At 31.5% G+C, this 17,317-nt stretch carries 15 protein-coding genes; all 15 read left to right on the plus strand.

Annotation, left to right across the window (positions count from 1 at the left end):
• The first annotated feature begins 510 nt into the window (after positions 1-510).
• The 15 genes from neuC to DYQ05_RS00990 all read left to right on the plus strand — a co-directional run bounded on the left by neuC (position 511) and on the right by DYQ05_RS00990 (position 17,316).
• Entirely contained in the window at positions 511-1,674 is a 1,164-nt protein-coding gene (neuC, locus tag DYQ05_RS00920; protein ID WP_020963991.1) for a UDP-N-acetylglucosamine 2-epimerase, read from the plus strand.
• On the plus strand, positions 1,671-2,564 hold the full coding sequence (locus DYQ05_RS00925) for a formyltransferase family protein (RefSeq protein WP_020963992.1): 894 nt from the start codon (positions 1,671-1,673) through the stop codon (positions 2,562-2,564). The genes neuC and DYQ05_RS00925 overlap by 4 nt, the downstream gene beginning before the upstream one ends.
• Positions 2,561-3,232 (plus strand): PIG-L deacetylase family protein, encoded by a 672-nt coding sequence (locus tag DYQ05_RS00930; protein ID WP_020963993.1) that lies wholly within the window; start codon positions 2,561-2,563, stop codon positions 3,230-3,232. Before DYQ05_RS00925 ends, DYQ05_RS00930 begins: the two co-directional genes overlap by 4 nt.
• A gap of 304 nt (positions 3,233-3,536) precedes the next feature.
• The gene (locus DYQ05_RS00935) at positions 3,537-4,646 is read left to right on the plus strand and encodes an N-acetyl sugar amidotransferase (RefSeq protein WP_020963995.1); all 1,110 of its coding nucleotides are present in this window, start codon (positions 3,537-3,539) and stop codon (positions 4,644-4,646) included.
• Between the two features lie 4 nt (positions 4,647-4,650).
• Entirely contained in the window at positions 4,651-5,274 is a 624-nt protein-coding gene (locus DYQ05_RS00940) for a NeuD/PglB/VioB family sugar acetyltransferase (RefSeq protein WP_020963996.1), read from the plus strand.
• The gene (neuB, locus tag DYQ05_RS00945) at positions 5,234-6,229 is read left to right on the plus strand and encodes an N-acetylneuraminate synthase (protein WP_024465661.1); all 996 of its coding nucleotides are present in this window, start codon (positions 5,234-5,236) and stop codon (positions 6,227-6,229) included. Before DYQ05_RS00940 ends, neuB begins: the two co-directional genes overlap by 41 nt.
• On the plus strand, positions 6,226-6,933 hold the full coding sequence (locus DYQ05_RS00950; protein ID WP_020963998.1) for an acylneuraminate cytidylyltransferase family protein: 708 nt from the start codon (positions 6,226-6,228) through the stop codon (positions 6,931-6,933). Before neuB ends, DYQ05_RS00950 begins: the two co-directional genes overlap by 4 nt.
• Complete coding sequence (locus DYQ05_RS00955) at positions 6,930-7,994, plus strand: nucleotidyltransferase family protein (RefSeq protein ID WP_144299178.1); 1,065 nt, start codon at positions 6,930-6,932, stop codon at positions 7,992-7,994. Before DYQ05_RS00950 ends, DYQ05_RS00955 begins: the two co-directional genes overlap by 4 nt.
• Before the next feature lie 2,384 nt (positions 7,995-10,378).
• Positions 10,379-10,546 carry a hypothetical protein gene (locus DYQ05_RS00960; RefSeq protein WP_187289352.1) on the plus strand — a complete coding sequence of 56 codons (168 nt, stop codon included), beginning with the start codon at positions 10,379-10,381 and terminating at the stop codon, positions 10,544-10,546.
• 189 nt (positions 10,547-10,735) lie between these two features.
• Positions 10,736-10,891: a hypothetical protein gene (locus DYQ05_RS00965; protein ID WP_187289353.1), complete on the plus strand. Its 156-nt coding sequence runs from the start codon at positions 10,736-10,738 to the stop codon at positions 10,889-10,891.
• A 301-nt stretch (positions 10,892-11,192) separates the two neighbouring features.
• Positions 11,193-12,584 carry a hypothetical protein gene (locus tag DYQ05_RS00970; RefSeq protein WP_020964001.1) on the plus strand — a complete coding sequence of 464 codons (1,392 nt, stop codon included), beginning with the start codon at positions 11,193-11,195 and terminating at the stop codon, positions 12,582-12,584.
• A 24-nt stretch (positions 12,585-12,608) separates the two neighbouring features.
• Positions 12,609-13,760 carry an N-acetyl sugar amidotransferase gene (locus DYQ05_RS00975; protein ID WP_024465241.1) on the plus strand — a complete coding sequence of 384 codons (1,152 nt, stop codon included), beginning with the start codon at positions 12,609-12,611 and terminating at the stop codon, positions 13,758-13,760.
• 9 nt (positions 13,761-13,769) lie between these two features.
• Positions 13,770-14,843, plus strand: a complete 1,074-nt coding sequence (gene wecB, locus DYQ05_RS00980) for a non-hydrolyzing UDP-N-acetylglucosamine 2-epimerase (RefSeq protein WP_020964003.1) — start codon at positions 13,770-13,772, stop codon at positions 14,841-14,843.
• Positions 14,844-14,870: 27 nt separating this feature from the next.
• Positions 14,871-16,193, plus strand: coding sequence for a nucleotide sugar dehydrogenase (locus DYQ05_RS00985; protein WP_020964004.1), 1,323 nt, complete (start codon positions 14,871-14,873; stop codon positions 16,191-16,193).
• A 10-nt stretch (positions 16,194-16,203) separates the two neighbouring features.
• Positions 16,204-17,316, plus strand: coding sequence for a glycosyltransferase (locus DYQ05_RS00990; protein WP_020964005.1), 1,113 nt, complete (start codon positions 16,204-16,206; stop codon positions 17,314-17,316).
• Position 17,317: the final 1 nt, after the last annotated feature.

Consider the following 17,317-nt stretch of genomic DNA (forward strand, 5'->3'; position numbering starts at 1 on the left):
GGTCTCCCGAAAGATGTACCTACTATGACTAAAATAAATAATGTGAATAATCTCTATGAGAAAGTTGCTGTACTTGAAACAGCAATGCGAGATGAAAAAGATCATATAAAATATATATGTTCTATATATACAGTTGTATAAATTTGAAATACTTGTTTTTACCGATGTTATTGAAATTCAAAATGAATTTTTTGAATATGATATAACCTCAATTAAAGAGAGTACAGCAGTGTTTAAAAATTCTGAGTTTATTAATTGTGATATTGAAACATATCTGTCAAAGAGAGTCATTGCTTGTATCCCGGATTACGATAAAGTTATTTCAGATGTATCTATTTTGAAAAAATAGGAATGAATGTATTGTTATCTAAGTGTAAATATTTCTCTGAATGGATTTACAAGTTGGAAATATTATAGTATGAAAAAAACACATCTACATTATAACCGCTATGTATGAGAAATAGGCTGTTTTCGCAAAAATATGTATGCAAATAATAGGAGAGTAAAATTTTGAGAAAGATATGTGTTATTACAGGAACAAGAGCAGAATACGGTTTGTTGTACTGGATAATAAAAGAGATTGATACAGATCCTGAATTGGAATTGCAATTAATAGTTACCGGTATGCATCTGAGTAGTGAATTCGGTTTAACATATAAAGAAATAGAGAAGGAATTCAAAATTTCAAAAAAAATAGAAATTATTTTATCTTCGGATACTCCTGTTGGCATATCAAAATCAATGGGATTGGCAACTATATCATTTTCCGAAGCGTATGCAGAACTGTTTCCTGATATTATTGTTGTTCTTGGTGATAGATATGAAATATTTGCAGCAGTGAGTGCTGCTATGATTGCAAGAATACCTGTCGCTCATATTGCGGGGGGGGAAGCTACAGAGGGGCTTATTGATGAAGCAATTAGACATTGCCTTACAAAAATGAGTCAGTTGCATTTCACAGAAACGGAAGTGTATCGAAAAAGAGTTATTCAATTAGGAGAACAACCTAAAAATGTATTTTATGTTGGTGGTGCGATAACAGAAGCAAAAAAGCGATTACGCTTGCTTTCAAAGCAAGAACTTGAGCAACAGTTAAAATTCAAATTTTGGAATAGAACCATTTTGGTAACTTTTCATCCGCTAACTTTATCGTATACTACAAAAACAGAGTTTGAGAATTTGCTTTATATTTTAAATCAATATGGAGATTTGGGTATTATTTTTACAAAAGCAAATAGCGATACAGATGGTCGTGTCATAAATCAGTTAATTGACGAATATGTTTTTAACAATTCACATCGAGCTGTTGTTTTTGCTTCTTTAGGGCATTTGAGATATTTAAGTACACTCCAATATGTGGAAGCTGTTGTTGGTAACAGTTCTAGTGGGTTAACAGAAGTTCCGAGTTTTCAAATTGCGACCATAAATATTGGAGATCGGCAAAAAGGTCGTATAGCTGCAAGTAGTGTTATCAATTGCGATTCAAGTAGAGAAAGCATACAGGCTGCTTTCGATAAATTGAATAATGGTACTTTTAAAGAAACCTTAAAGTTGACTGTTAATCCATATGAAGGAGATTGTTTTCAAAGTAAGCAAATTATAAAAATATTAAAATCTGTCGATTTAGCGGATATAATAAAAAAACGATTTTATGATGCGGAGTTTTCAATATGAAAGTGCTTGTAATTGGAACTGTTCTTTTTTCATTAAGAGTATTAAATAAATTAATTGATTTAAATACAGATATAATCGGTGTTTGTACCAAAGAGGATTCTCATTATAACAGTGATTTTGCCGATTTAACTCCTTTGTGTATTGAAAAGAAAATTCCCTGTTTTTTGATTCAAAGTATTAACTCTCAAGACTGTATTGATTGGATAAAAAACTTACAACCGGATGTTATTTTATGTATTGGCTTATCCCAACTTATCGGGAAAGAAATTCTTTCTATACCTCCTCTTGGTGTAATTGGATATCATCCTACTTTATTACCAAAAAATCGAGGGCGACATCCCATTATTTGGGCATTGGCATTGGGATTGCCAGAGACGGGGTCTACATTTTTTTTTATGGATGAAGGAGCTGATAGTGGTGATATATTGTCACAAAAAGTAATTACAATTGATTATACAGATGATGCAAATACTTTATATACGAAATTGGAAGATTGTGCTTTGGAGCAAATTGAGAAATTTTTGCCGCAACTTTCAGATGGTTCGTATAAGCATGTTATTATAAAGCAAAAGGAGGCTGAATCGAATACATGGCGCAAGAGAGGAATTCTAGATGGGGTAGTAGATTTTAGAATGAGTTCTTTTGCTGTTTATAATTTGGTAAGAGCATTGACACATCCATATGTAGGTGCTCATATTTTATATAAGGATTCGATCGTTAAAATTTGGCGAGTAGAAGAAGTCGATTTAGAAGGTGAATTTTCAAATATTGAGCCGGGAAAAATTCTATTTGTTGCTCCCGATAAAATAATGGTAAAAACATACGATGGTGCTGTGAATATTTTGCAGCATGAATTTAAAATACTACCTAAAGTAGGTGAATATTTATGAAAGAAAACATATTAGTTATTGCAGTACATCCGGATGATGAAACATTGGGTTGTGGCGGAACCCTATTAAAGTATAAGTCATTAGGCGCAAAAATCCATTGGCTTATTATAACAGAAGATAAAGTGGAGAACGGAGCTTCGCAAAAGGAAATTGATGTTCGTAATCTTGAAATTGAAAAGGTTTCTTTTTTGTACGATTTTTCATCCGTGATAAATTTAAGACTCCCTACCAGGCGTGTTGATGAATATAGTATGTCGGAATTGATTGAAAAAGTTTCAAATGTTATAAAAAGTGTAAAACCAAATATAATCTATTTACCGTTCAAATCTGATGTTCATAGTGATCATAGAAAAGTGTTCGAAGCAGCCTATAGTTGTACAAAGATTTTTCGGTATCCATTCATAAAAAAAATATATATGATGGAAACAATAAGTGAAACGGAATTTGCTCCTAACACAAAAGAAGATGCGTTCGTACCAAATGTTTTTGTTGATATTTCAGATTTTATCGAAAGAAAAATAGAAATTATGAAAATTTTCAAAACAGAAATGTATGACTGTCCATTTCCACGAAATGAAAAAAATATACAAGCTCTGGCAACTTTTCGTGGTGCGACTGCGGGATGTAATTATGCTGAAAGTTTTATGTTACTTAAAGAAATTCAATAGTTTGTCTTATAGATGGGAACACAAAACGCTGTTAAAAAAGCAATGTTTGCTGTAAAAATGAAGTATTCCGATAAAAATTATTGGAGTGACGGAAATACAGTAGAGCAGATATATGAAATTTTGTATAAGTTATTTTGAAGGATCTATATGGTTACTATAAAAAATTGTATTGATGATTTGGAGATAGTCTACTATTTTTATTCAAAATAGATTGAAATAAAGAGTATATTAAATTATAATTTGTTAATATTGGTTATGTGAATTTGCTATATATAAAATAAATATTAAATTTAAGGAGTTTAATATGAAATACTGCTCAAAATGTGTAATGCCGGATACGCGACCGGGTATTAGTTTTGACGAAAATGGGGTTTGTTCTGCTTGTCAGTCTTTTGCTAAACGAAAAAATGTTGATTATCAAAAGCGATGGCGTGAATTGGAAGCTTTATGTGATAAATATCGGGGAATGCATGGTTCAAATGGGTATGATTGTATGATTGCCGTATCGGGCGGTAAAGATAGTCATTTTCAAACTTACCTTATGAAAGAAAAAATGAAAATGAATCCGTTACTTGTATCAGTTGAAGATAATTTTCCGATGACAAAAGCCGGAACTCATAATATAAAGAATATTTCAGAGGTTTTTGGATGTGATATTATTTCAATAAAACCGAATCTGCAGGCTCAAAAAGAAATTGGGCGATATACCTTTGAAAAATATGGAAAACCAACATATTTAATTGATAGATATATATATACATATCCATTGCACATGGCAGTTAAATTTAATCTTCCCTTGTTGGTTTATGGGGAAAATGTATCTTATGAATACGGTGGAGCTAATGCGATTGAGACATATTCTGCAAAAGATCAAATAAATAATGGTGTTGCGAGCGGTATAAGTATTGAAGATTTACTAGATATAGGTATTAATGCAAAGGCTTTAAATTTTTTTCTTCCTCCATCAGAGACTGAAATAAATAAATTAGAACCTATTTATCTTAGTTATTTTTTAGAATGGAATAGTTTTGATAATTACGAATTGGCAAAGCGATATGGTTTTCATGATTTAACACATGAGTGGGAAAGAACTCATCATGTCGAACAATTTGATCAAGTGGAATCACCGGCTTATTTAGTACATTCATGGCTGAAATATCCCAAATTTGGTCATGCAGCTGCAACTGATTATTGTTCTAGAATGATTCGATATGGAATGATTACAAGAGATGAGGCAATCAAATTGGTCAAAGAGCATGATCATGCGTTAGATCCAAGAAGTGTTAGGGAATTTTGTCAATTTTTTGGATACAGTGAAAAAAAATTTTGGGAAATTATTGATAGGCATTATAATAAAAGCATTTTTGATAAAAAAAGTAACGGTATGTGGATATTAAAAGAATCTGTTAAGTAAACTTATGTTAGAAAAATTGGATATAGTATTGATAGGTGCAGGTGGTCATTGTCTTTCCGCTATTGATATTATTGAGCAAGAGAATAGATATACTATTAAAGGAATATTAGATCCTGTAGGGATTGGTGGAAATATCCTTTCGTATCCTATATTAGGTGATGATTCTTTAATCCCGTCACTTGTTAATGATAAAACGGTTTTTCTGATAACAGTTGGGCAAATAAAATCTTCTGCGATACGCCAGCAAATTGCGGCTTTATTAACCGAGTATCACGCGAATATTGGAACGGTGATTTCTCCTCGTGCCTATGTTTCAAGGTATGCCCATATTGGAGCTGGAACACTGATTTGTCATGATGCAGTAATTAATGCAGGTGCGATTGTGGGCGAACATTGTATTATCAACACAAAGGCTGATATTGAGCACGGTGTTATCGTAAAAGATTTTTGCCATATTTCAACAGCAGCAGTCATAAATGGTGACTCTGTAATTAATCAAGGTGTTTTTATTGGAAGCAACGCGTGTGTAGCACAGGGTGTAACTGTGCAAGATAATTGCGTAATCAGTGCAGGAGCGTTTATAAAAAATGAAGACTTTTATTATTGCGGAAGCAGGTGTGAATCATAACGGCAAATTAGACATTGCATTAAAATTGTGCGATGAGGCAAAAAAAACAGGGGCGGACGCTGTTAAATTTCAAACATGGAAGACTGAGGCTCTTCTTACAAAAACCGTTGCCCAAGCCGACTATCAAGTGCGGAATACCAGAAAAACAAGTTCTCAGTTTGAGATGTTAAAGGCTTTGGAACTTTCTTATGAAGATTTTCAAAAGGTAAAAGAATATTGCAACTCTATCGGTATTATGTTTTTGTCAACAGCCTTTGAAAAGGAAAGTTTGGATTTTTTGATTGGCTTAAAAATGCCAATGATTAAAATCGGTTCGGGAGAAATAACCAACATTCCTTTTTTACGCTATGCGGGTTCAAAACATCTACCTATTATTTTAAGTACGGGAATGGGTTCTTTATCGAATACAGATGTTGCCTATAGAACGTTGAAGGCCGCGGGGGTAGAACATATTACGCTTTTGCACTGCACGACAAATTATCCTTGTCCAATGGATGCGGTGAATCTAACTGCAATGCAAACTCTGCATTCCGCTTTTCACTGTCCAGTAGGGTATTCGGATCACACTGTAGGTGATGAAGTTTCCATTGCAGCGGTTGCTCTTGGGGCTTCTGTTATTGAAAAACATTTTACGCTTGATATAACAATGGAAGGTCCAGATCATGCCGCAAGTACCAATCCGAAAGAGTTCTCGATAATGGTACAAAAAATTAGAAACATAGAAAAAGCATTAGGTAGTGGTATAAAGCTTCCGTCGCAAGCAGAAAGAAAAATATCTGAAGTTGTGTTAAAACGAATTGTTGCAAAAAAGAAAATTTCTTGCGGCGAAAAATTTTCAGACGATAATATAACCGTAAAACGAAGTTCTGACGGTGTTTCCGCTTCGCTTTGGGATACCGTTATTGGACTAAGTGCAAAAAAAGATTTTGCAGAAGATGAGGGAATTGAGTTATGAAATACACTGAAGAATATCTTTTTGTCATTCCCGCACGAGGCGGCAGTAAAGGTATACCTCATAAAAATATTAAGCCGCTGAATGGAAAGCCTTTAATTTGTTACTCAATAGATATTGCAAGAAGTTTCACTGATGATGAAAATATATGTCTTTCAACCGATGATAAAGATATTATTGCCGTTGCAAATAACTATGGATTAAAAGTTCCTTTTGTGAGACCTGATGAGTTTGCGACGGATACGGCAACAACGAATGATGTTTTACTTCATGCTCTTGAGTATTATGAGACTCTTGGACGAAAATATAAAGCGATAGTTTTATTACAGCCTACTTCTCCGCTTCGGTCTACGCAGGATGTATTAAATGCAATAGAACTATATATAGATGAGTTAGATATGGTTGTTTCCGTTAAAACATCCGATATCGCGGCAGTTATTTGCGAAGAAAACAGTAATGGATTCCTTGAAATGTCCTTCAGTAAAAATGCCACTCGGCGGCAAGATGTAAAACCGTATTATGAATATAATGGTGCCGTATATGTGATAAATCCGAAATCTTTAAAAGACAAGGGGATGTTCCATTTTACAAAAATCAAAAAAACGGTGATGGATACCATTCGCTCAATTGATATTGATACAAATTTTGATTGGCAGTTTGCTGAATTTATTTTACATCGTCAGGATGCTGGAGATTTAGCAAAATGAATGTACAGGTTTTGAATATTTATAAGATACATTACAGCTGTACGATTCTTGATGCTTTGACACAACTTAACATGGTTTCAGATAACGGCATGCTTACTTTATTTGTTGTTGATGACAACGATTGTGTGATAGGCTCGCTTACTGATGGAGATTGTCGTCGTGCTTTAATATCTGGTATTGCTTTGAATGAAGCGGTAGAATCGGTTATGCATAAAGATTTTACCTACATCATCACCGGCAGTAATTACTCAATAGAACTTATCAAACATATTCGTCAAAAGGGACTTAAGCTTGTACCGTATCTCAATGGAGATAAAACGATTCGAAAGATCTTAGATTTTTCCGATGGAAAATCATATTTACCGATAGATGCGGTTTTGATGGCAGGCGGAAAAGGGGAACGGCTTCGTCCGTTGACGCTTACAACGCCGAAACCGCTTTTGAAAGTAGGTGATAAACCGATTATTGATTATAATATTGATAACCTGATGCATTATGGTATTGACCATATACATGTTACGGTTAATTATTTAGCGGAACAGATTGAAGATCATTTTTCCAGTGAAAAAAACGGCGTAAAGATTAACTGTATCCGAGAGGGTGAAAAGTTTTTAGGAACCGTTGGCGGTGTTCAATATATTACTGAATGGTATAATGATGTTATTCTTTTAATGAATTCCGACCTTTTTACCAATATCAATTTAGAAGATTTTTATTTGCATTTTTTGAAGTATAAAGCGGATATGAGTGTGGCCGCTATGCCATATAATGTAAATATTCCGTACGGAATTCTTGAACTTGAGGATACACGAAATATTGTTGGAATAAAAGAAAAGCCGAATTATTATTATTATGCCAATGCAGGAATATATCTTTTCAAAAAAGAACTTCTTGATTTTATTCCTAAGGATAGGTACTATGATGCCACTGACTTTTTGATGGATTTAATTAAGCATAACCGCAAAGTTATTCGCTTTCCTATTTCTGGCTATTGGATTGATATTGGGAAACCGGCTGATTTTCAAAAAATTCAGGAAATTGCAGGACATTTAAAAAAATAGCTCTGTTGTATATGAGAAAATTGTTGGAAAATACTTTAGTTTTTATGGTTAGTAATATTTTTATAAAAGCTGAGGTTTTTATTATTACTGCTTTATACTCATTTAATATCTCCCGATGAGTATGGAGTGATACATTTTTTAGTTATTACTGCGAGTTTGTTAACGATACTTATTTCTTTTATGATATACAGAGGGCTTTCACGTTTTTATTTTACTTGTAAAAATGATGGTGAGATAAGTGTACTGTATACTGTTAGTATTAAATTTTCTTTTTTCACTACTACATTTTTCTATATAATTTTATATATAATTCTTGTTTTTATCAAAACTGAATGTACATTTTCAATAAAAACTTTTTTATATTGTACTTGTTATTTCATGGTTAGATATTTTTATAAATAACGCTATTGCAGTATTAACAGCACAAAATATGTTTTATTATTGACAATGATTATTTCTCTTATCTGTATACTACTAAATATTATATTTATTGTTAATTTTAAAAGTAGGGTATTAGCTTTTTTAGTGGATTTAATAAAAGAAAATTTTATATGCAATAGCATGTTTGTATTTAACAAAAAAAATATCTATTATGGAGATATTCGAAACATAAAAACTGCGTGAGATGATATGGTATTCATTTGTACGAATAGCTCTTGAATTGTCGGAACTTGTGACAACTTTTGTTGATCGTGTAATGATTTATAATCTGAAAGCAAGCTATGATGCTGGTATATATTTTATTGGCTATAAGATTGGGTCTATAGCAGATATTTTAATGATATCGGTAAATACAGCTATGGTGCCTAATATATTCGAAAAACATAGTGCAGAAAATTCAATCTATAGTGAAATTGAAAAAGTAAGTTCTATAGTTTTTATCTTTTTTATTTTATTATTTTTGAGATGTCTCTTATTATCAATGATATATTTGTTTTTTTAATGAAATATATACAATAGCGAATATTGTTGTGTTATTAGTTCTGTATAATTTTTATTTTAATGGTTTAAAATTAATTTTTAAAATATAAGTTGATTATAATCTTAGATTTACTAAATATAAATTTGTCTTGTGGGTTTGTATCACTATTTTAAATATTGGTTTTAATTTTATTTTTATTCTTCTTTTTTGGTATGAATGTGGTGTTTTTTGCTACTTTGTTATCATACATGGTTATACTTCCATTTATTATAGGTTTAGCATATAAAGTTTCTCTCGTTAGTTTTGATAGAAAACTTATTATAGGATTTTTAATAACTTTTTTAGGTAATGTATTTATTTTTATGCCAGCAACTACTTTTGTTTTATTTATGATAAAATGTTTTTATGTTTAGCATTTTTTTTTTTTTTTTTTTTTTTTGTTTATTTTTCTTTAACTTTAATATAAATTTATTAAAAGGCTTATTTTTAAAATATAATGATAGGGAGTTATTATGAAATTCTTCATTTTTATTTTCTATAAGTTTAGTTTTGATGAATAAATTTAAGAAATTTATTATAGAATCAGGTCGAAAGGTAAGATTTGAAACTTATGCTATGGGGTTTAATATTATTGAATTTTTAAAACAAAGAGAATAAATCAATAATGAGAAAAGAGTTGGTATTTATTATTCAGGTACGCTTATATATAAAAGGTGAACGAATGATGAAGATATCGATTTGATTTATAGAGATTTTGATTGTGGGGCTGGGAGACTTACAGAGTATGTCTATGATATCTATGCCATTATTATTATAATAAAAAAATAAGTTTTTTGTTTTGTGGATGAGACATCTCTTTATAAAATATATTATGTATTTAATAATACTTGTTTGCATATTTTAATTCATTTTATGTTTTGGCAAAAGTATTAAAAATTCATACAGTGAATTGGCGGGTTTTAATTGAAAAATGATTTCAACGCGGTGTTTTAAGTAACGAAACTATATTTTCTGATATATCATCTTCAGGGTAATGAGGTTGTGATGCATGATTTTGAAATAAATAGATTGTGTTGTTTTGCCTAAGAGCATTCTTTTATTATTGATATTTTAAGTAAAAATTTTAATGACTGTGTAGATTATCTTACTGAAAAATTATGAATATTAGTTCAAAAATTTCTAAATTGTATAATAAAGTTACTATAAATATGACTGCATGATTAGATTATCGAATGGTTTTAGCTTCTTTTATTTCAAGCGGTAAACAGTCTTCTTTACAATATGGAGTTGGAAATTCTTTCCTGGCTAATACTAAAACAGAAGACTTCAAGATTGTTAAATGTATTGCTAAAAAATATGGGTTACAATATGATATTATGTATTGGACAACACCTGGGGGAGTATAGATATTATTTTAAATTTACATCAGTACTTGGAGTATTTTGTAATATATGGTTGTAATATGAATATTTTAAAATTTTACTCTAAAGAGTTACCCTTATTTACTGACTTTGCAGAATTTGGATATTTTGGAGAATCATTTAGGAATGCGGATTATTTTGAGCATCTTGGTAGCAGTGCTGGCTTTCTGTTTGATGATGCTAGAGATAAATATCTGAATTATGATTAGAAAATATTTTATACACTTCCGATATATTTGATTTATGGAGAGAAAGCATTAAGAAGTATTTTTCAATGGATATTTTTAATAATAAAGTCACACAATAATTATTGACATCTCTATTAATAAAATATCGCAGAGGGGTTGATTTGTTGATGTAAATCTTTTTAAATCAATATTATGTATGGGGTCTCAATTATGGGAGATGTTTTTGTATTGGGTGTTGATGAATTTATGCCATTAACGTATAAAAATAATACTAAATTTATGATATCTGTTTTATTGAATACTAATAAATCAATTTTTGATTACCCTGTGTTTCTCTCTGTCGGTTTTGGAATTATAATAAAGTGAAAGGTGGATTAATAGAGCCTTATTTTGCTGTCTTAAAAATATGAATTACTGACAGTATAAGAAATACTGCTGTAGAATAGACCATGAGGAAATTTTACCATATGATTGCTCGAAAAAATAAATCTTACATTAAACAGCATTTAGTAAACAAAGTTAAAATAGTTTTTGATATTAACACGTTACATAGAGAGAATTTGAAACTTATTTTCCCTGATAAGTTTATGGGTGATTATAGATTTCTTTATGAATATTATTTGTATTTATTATTAATAAAGGTTGTGATTTTATAAGGTGTATTGTTATGAAAACAGATGTTATTGAAAAGGTGAAATATATTGAAACCAGCTATCCTGTTGAAACTATTGAATATGATGGTATAAAGCTGTGGCCGTTTCTGCGTTCAAATATATTCACGATTTATTATTATTCAGATGAACAGTCAGATTCTGTTGTAATGAAGAATGTTTCAGCAATTCGGCGTATATGGCAAGCAATTACAACAACATCTTTAAAAGTGATGTTCAAAAAAAATGCAGCCTTTGTATTTACGGATGATGTAGGTGTAAAAAAATATAATGGTGCCTATATTGATCGAATTATGTATGGAATTTTTACTGTAGAGGCTAAAACCATACCTTGTGTGGTAAAATTAATGTCGAGAAATATTACTGCAAAAGATAAATACATCAATTCAGATTTTATTATATTTATAGCCAAATTAATGGAAATATTTTATAAACCGAAGTTGACTAATATAAAAAATATATGCATTTTGGATGAAATTATTGAATACTTAAAAATTGATTTTAAATATTCAAAATATTTACGCTCAGTTAAAATTCTGTTAGATTTTTATACTTGGTATTTTAAACTAATAAAACCGATTAAAATATATGTAAATTGTTACTATGATTTTTGGCGACTGCCTGCTTTTTTTGTTGCTAAACAAATGCGTATACCTATAATTGAGATGCAGCATGGTTTAATAAATCTATCGAATATAGCATATATTGGATTTAAGAATATTACACCTAATCCATATCCCACACATTTGTTTGTTTTTGGTGATGCATTTAAATTGTCCGTAAATGAATTTATATATCCTAGTAAAAATATTTTTGTTGTAGGGAATTGTTATATAGATTTAATGTTGCGAGATAAAAATAGGAATTCGAAATTATTTAATAAAAAATATCCTAATATTAACAATAAGATAATTATCACTGTTGCCAGCCAATATGATATTGATAGGGAGATATTGGATTTTACAATGCAAACTGCCTCGATGGATGAACGTTTCTTTTTTATTTTTATTCCGAGGTTCATAAAGGATTATCATAAAAAATTTAAACATGCCAATATTTCAATTGAAACGGAGTTGGATGTATATCAGTGTATGCAAAATTCACATATTACATCGGCAGTTGTGTCAACATGTGCTGTTGAAAGCTTGGCTTTCGGTACGCCGACTGTCTTAATAAATATTGGAGGCCTTGCGGTATTCAATTATGCCGATTTTTTTTCAGAGATTCATTCGGTTTTATATGCTGATACACCGGACGAATATGTACAGCAAATATATAAAGCAATAGCATTTGATAGAGTCTCTGTAGCAGAAGAAGGCAAATTATTTTTTGCGGATAACTATTCTGAGAGATTAAAAGATGCAATTATAAAAATTGAAAGTAAATAAATTATTATTTAGGAAGGTTGTTTTATGTCTGAATTTAAGCGTTGTAATAGATGTATTATGGATAATATATCAGATACAAATATAAAATTTAATAATGAAGGCTATTGTAATTATTGTACGAATGCATTTGCAGTAAAACCGTTCTCTTATTTTCCAAATTCTGAAGGTTCTAAGAAGTTAAAGGAGCTGCTGACTGTATTAAAGAAAGACGGTGCAAGAAAAGAATATGATTGTTTAATGGGAATATCAGGTGGACTTGACTCTTCTTATCTTGCATATCTCGGTGCCGTAAAGTGGGGATTACGTATTCTTGCTGTTCATGTTGATGACGGGTTTGATACGGAGTTGGCTAAGGATAATATTAAGCATCTTGTAGAAAAAGCCGGTATAACTCTTATTACGATAACTCCTGATGAAGAGCAATTTTTGGATTTAACACGAGCTTTTTTTTATGCAGAAGTTCCCAATTTGGCTATACCGCAAGATAATGTTCTATTTGCAGCTTTATATGATTTTGCACGGAAGAAAAGAATAAAATACTTCCTTTCCGGACACAATTTTTCATTAGAATCCATTCTCCAATCTGATAATACACATTCTGCATATGATCTTAAACATATTAAGGCAATTCATAAACAATTCGGAACTAAACCGATTAACAAATTACCGTTGATTTCTTGGCAGAGGAGAATGATTGATAATAGGCTTTTACGTTTAAAAACCGTAACACCATTGAATTATATAGATTATAATAAGGAAGATGCGATAAAAGAATTACAAGAATTTTCCGGCTTTACATATTATGAGGCAAAGCATCTTGAGAATGTGCTTACAAAGGTAATTCAACTGATTTGGTTTAAAGAAAAATTTAAAGTCGATAAGCGTACATCTCATTTATCAAGTTTGATCGTTTCAGAGCAGTTAACACGGGATAAAGCATTGGAAATATATAACAGACCCGCTTATGACAGCGTTCAAATGGAAAAAGATATTTCATTTGTTTTAAATAAACTTAATATATCAAGAGATGAGTTTAATCTGATTTTAAAAAAGCCTCCTAAACAACACTCAGATTATAAAACATCATATTTTTTAGACTTATTTACTAATCCAAGTAAACTCGTATTGCTAAGAAAATTCAGACGTTTTTTACGTAAAACTTTTAAATCAAGATAGTCTTGTTTTATGCACATACTAACCGTAGTAGGCGCTCGTCCGCAGTTTATAAAGGCGGCTGTTTTAAGCCGCTATATAAAAGAAAATCCTCAATTGGGAGTAAAGGAAACATTAGTTCATACCGGGCAACATTATGATAAAAATATGAGCGATGTATTTTTTACCGAGATGGATATTCCTCAGCCCGATTATAATTTGAAAATAGGCTCCGGCTCTCATGGAAAGATGACCGGTTTGATGCTTGAAAAAATAGAAGGGCTATTGTTGAATCTTAAACCGGATATAATACTTGTATATGGTGATACAAATTCCACGTTAGCGGGAGCATTAGCGGCAAGTAAACTCCATATTCCTGTTGCACATATAGAGGCGGGGCTTCGTTCTTTTATGATGGAGATGCCCGAAGAACAAAACCGCAGACTTACGGATCATCTTTCCACATGGCTTTTTTGTCCTACTGATACTGCTGTTGAAAATTTAAAAAAAGAGGGAATGATAAATTCTTTCGGAAAAATATCGGCTGATAATAAAGCCGTGTATAAAACCGGCGATATTATGTATGACGCATCTTTATATTATAGGAAGAAAACGGCCGATATTGAAATACCTAAAGATTTTATTTTACTGACTATTCATCGTGCAGAAAATACCGATAATATTGAGCGGTTGAAAAATATAGTTGAAGCGGTAAATAACCTTTCTGAAAAAAAATTTATTTTTCCGATTCATCCCAGGACGAAAAAAATATTATCCGAAAGCGGGCTTTCCTTCGGTTCTAATGTTAAGCTGATTGAACCTGTAGGTTATTTGGAGATGCTTAAATACGAAGAAACTTGTTCTGCAGTACTTACGGATTCAGGCGGTGTCCAAAAGGAAGCTTTTTTCTTTCAAAAGCCGTGCATTACAATGCGTGACAGCACTGAGTGGATTGAGCTTGTAGATTCCGGCTGGAATATTCTTGCCGGTGCGGATACAAAAAAGATTATAACCGCTCTTACAAATATTAAAGTTCCTGATAAATATCCTGAGCTTTACGGTAATGGAAAAACCGCCTGTAGGATTATAAAACTCTTAAACATATAAAACTGAATTACCGATAGGAGATTATTTATGAGTAATTATGAAAATATAGTAAAAAAGATAAATGATAACACCGAGGTTGTCGGAGTTATCGGTTTAGGCTATGTAGGTCTTCCGCTGGCTGTTTCCTTTGCTAAAAAGAACGTCAGAGTTCTGGGATTTGAAAAAAGTATGAAGAAAGCGGAACTTGTAAATGGCGGCAAGAATTATATAGGTGATATTAAAGATGAGGAATTGTTTTCCGTAGTAAAAGAAACAAAACTGCTTTCCGCTACTACTGACTTTACCAGGATTAAAGAGTGCGATGCTGTAATTATTTGTGTGCCTACACCGTTAGACCACTTTAAAAAGCCCGATATGAAATTTATTGAACAATCTTGTATTGACATCGGTAAGAATATGAAAACTGGAACTTTTATTTCCCTTGAAAGTACAACCTATCCTACAACAACCGAAGAATTTATGAAACCTATTATCGAAAGAGAGTCGGGATTAAAGGAAGGAAAAGATTTTTGGTTATGTTTTAGCCCTGAACGGGTTGACCCGGGTAACAAAGATTATAAAACCGATAACACTCCGAAAGTGGTAGGAGCACTGGGAGAGGATGCTCAAAAGATAGCGGTTGCTCTATATGGTAAGGCTATACAACACTTATATCCGGTATCAAGTCCCCGTGTTGCCGAGATGGTAAAGATATTGGAAAATACGTATAGGTTAATAAATATTTCACTTATAAATGAACTTGCTCTTCTTTCGGGGAAAATGGATATAAATATTTGGGAAGTAATAGATGCCGCAAAGACAAAGCCCTACGGGTTTCAGGCATTTTATCCCGGACCCGGCATAGGCGGGCATTGTATACCTCTTGATCCGTTTTATCTTGAACACATCGCAAAGGGGTTTAATTTTGATCTAACGATGATAAACACAGCGGGAAATATAAACAACCAAATGCCGCATAAGATGATGAATAAGATAATGTATGCCCTTAACCGAAAACAAAAGGCAATGAACGGAGCAACTATTTTATTTTTGGGAGTTGCATATAAACCGGATATTGATGACCCTCGTGAAAGTCCCGCCTTACTTGTAATGGAAGAGTGTGCCAAAAAGAAAGCTGATGTTATATATCATGATCCTTATATAAGTGAGTGTATGGATGATAATGGCAAGAAGTGGGTAGGGGTAAAATTAACTGATGATCTTTTACAAAGAGCGGATTGTGTTGTCTTTACGACAAATCATTCGTGTTTTGATGTTGAACATATTGTTGAAAGAGCAGGTTTGGTGGTTGATTTACGAAATGCCGTAAAAACCGTTCATATCGAAAACGATAAGGTGTTTAAGTTGTAGGAAATGATATATGAAAAAAGGTCTGTATATTGTAAATTTCGATCATAAAATTACAGCAACTGAGTGGCGGAAGGACGGTGTTTTAAAAAAGATTGCTGGACAGATAAAAGCTTTTAAGAATGCAGGAATACAGATTGAATTGTTTAATGTTGGTGAAAAAAAAGTAAACTATTTTTTTAGATTTTTTTTTAGTTTATTTAATAAAAAACAGTATCTATTAGGGAAGATAGATAATTTAAAAGGGCTTGATTTTGTTTATATAAGGAATTTTGTACCTATAAACATAGGATGTATATTTTTGTTGAAATATCTCCATAGAATGGGAAGTAAAATTATTTATGAGTTTCCGACATATCCGTATGATGGGGAACATACGGGGTTTAAAGGTTTCTTTTTTTTGATTATAGATAGATTATTTCGTAGATTCTTAAAAAAATATGTAGATTATGTTTCTACATATTCAGATGATGATAAAATTTTTGGAATACCTACAATTAGGATGGTGAACGGTATTGATTGCTCTGATATTCATGTTATAAAATTGACTGAAAATAAATCCGGTTTAAATTTAATTGCTGTAGCTAATTTTAATCAATGGCATGGGTATGATAGATTGATAGAAGGTTTGAATGAGTACTGTAAAAGTAAATTATCTGGAAAAGTTTATATCAGCTTTGTTGGTGATGGTCCTGATTTGGAAAACTATAAGAGAAAAGTTATAGATTATGACTTGAGAGATTTTATTTTTTTTCATGGTTCGTTATCGGGTGAAGATTTAGATGCGGAATTTAATAAAGCTGATTTAGCTATATGCTCGCTGGGATGTCATCGTATAAATATTTTTAAAGGCTCTTTTTTAAAAAGTCGAGAATATTTGGCTCGAGGATTACCTATGATCTCTTCAACAAGGATAGATATTTTAGATACCTCGTTTCCGTATATACATTATGTACCGGAAAATGAAAGTCCTATTGATATAAATTCCATTATTAAATTTTATGATACATTAATACTAAAAGAAAGTCGTAGTGCCCAAATTAAAAATATTAGATGCTTTGCAGAGAAGTATTGTGATATAAAAATAACTATGCAGCCTATTATTCAGATTGTTTTAAGTGATTAAG

It is taken from the genome of Treponema pedis, from assembly GCF_017161325.1.
Classification (GTDB): domain Bacteria; phylum Spirochaetota; class Spirochaetia; order Treponematales; family Treponemataceae; genus Treponema_B; species Treponema_B pedis.